Raw genomic sequence first — 1,210 nt, forward strand, 5'->3', positions numbered from 1 at the left:
ATAGACTCTTATTACCAAGAGCTGATTAATAATAAAACGGTAAAAATAAAAGAAGATACGGCTTACATTCAAACTCAAGAATATATTGGCAGGTACAAAAATGATGTAGATCGTTATTGGAAAAGTGCTTTATCGGAAGTAGAAGGTACCAATGATATTAGTGCATTACTTAGCGATCCAATTGATTTTAGCAGTTATAAGCAGGTGGAAGTGTCCGCCAACAGTAGTTTGGAAATCAAAGGAGAATTGTACAGTCAATTGAAAGCTTTTACACAGAAAGAGGGGATTACTATAAATGTAATGATCCAGTTTATCTGGCATAAGTTACTCCATGTGTACAGTAATAGTCAGAAGAGTATAGTTGGAACGACAATATCAGGAAGAGAATTGCCTATTGATGGAATAGAGCAGAGTGTTGGTTTGTATATTAATACTTTACCACTGATTATCGATTGGAATAATCAGGGTACTGTTTTGGATCAATTGCATCAAATTCAAAAGAAAATTATAGAAATGAACACGCATAGTTTTGCTGACTTGGCAAAATTACAAAAAGAAGGAGAGCGACTTTTTCAGAGTTTGTTTGTTTTTGAAAACTATCCTGTGCCTGAAGGAGATGACGACCAAGAAACATCGAGTATAAGTTTAAGAAACTCGATAGAGAAGGTAGATTATCCATTAAATATTATGGCTTTCGAGCAAGGAGAATTATTAACCATTAAGTTTAATTATGATGGTAATTACCTAACGCAAAGTAAAGCGAAAGAGCATTTGGCGACCTTGGTTAATATTCTAAATCAGGTATTGTCAGATCCCAACAAATCCCATCGTCAAATCAGTTTGTTATCTCCAACAGACTACAAAGAACTTGTTTACAATTGGAATGCAACGGATAAAGCGTATTCAAAAGAGAAGACGATTCATCAAATGTTTGAAGAACAGGTGCTAAAGACTCCAAATGCTATTGCTTTGGTTTATGAAGGAAAGGAATTAACCTATAATGAGCTTAATGAAAAGAGTAATCAGTTAGCGCGTTACATTCGAGAGCAGTATCAAGAAAAAACACAACGATCACTTACTCCCGACACGCTAATTGCTTTATGCTTGGACAGAAGTCTGGAAATGATTATTGGGATATTGGCGGTATTAAAAGCTGGAGGTGCCTATGTACCTATTGATCCTACAATTCCACAAGAGCGAATTGATTATG

At 35.2% G+C, this 1,210-nt stretch carries 1 protein-coding gene; it reads left to right on the plus strand.

All coding sequences use genetic code 11. The features are described 5' to 3' along the window. Nucleotides 1-1,210, plus strand: a 1,210-nt coding sequence (locus OIU80_RS20835) for a condensation domain-containing protein (protein ID WP_264288886.1), incomplete at both ends; no start/stop codon positions are given.

The organism is Flavobacterium frigoritolerans, assembly GCF_025847275.1.
In the GTDB taxonomy this organism is placed as follows: Bacteria; Bacteroidota; Bacteroidia; order Flavobacteriales; family Flavobacteriaceae; genus Flavobacterium; species Flavobacterium frigoritolerans.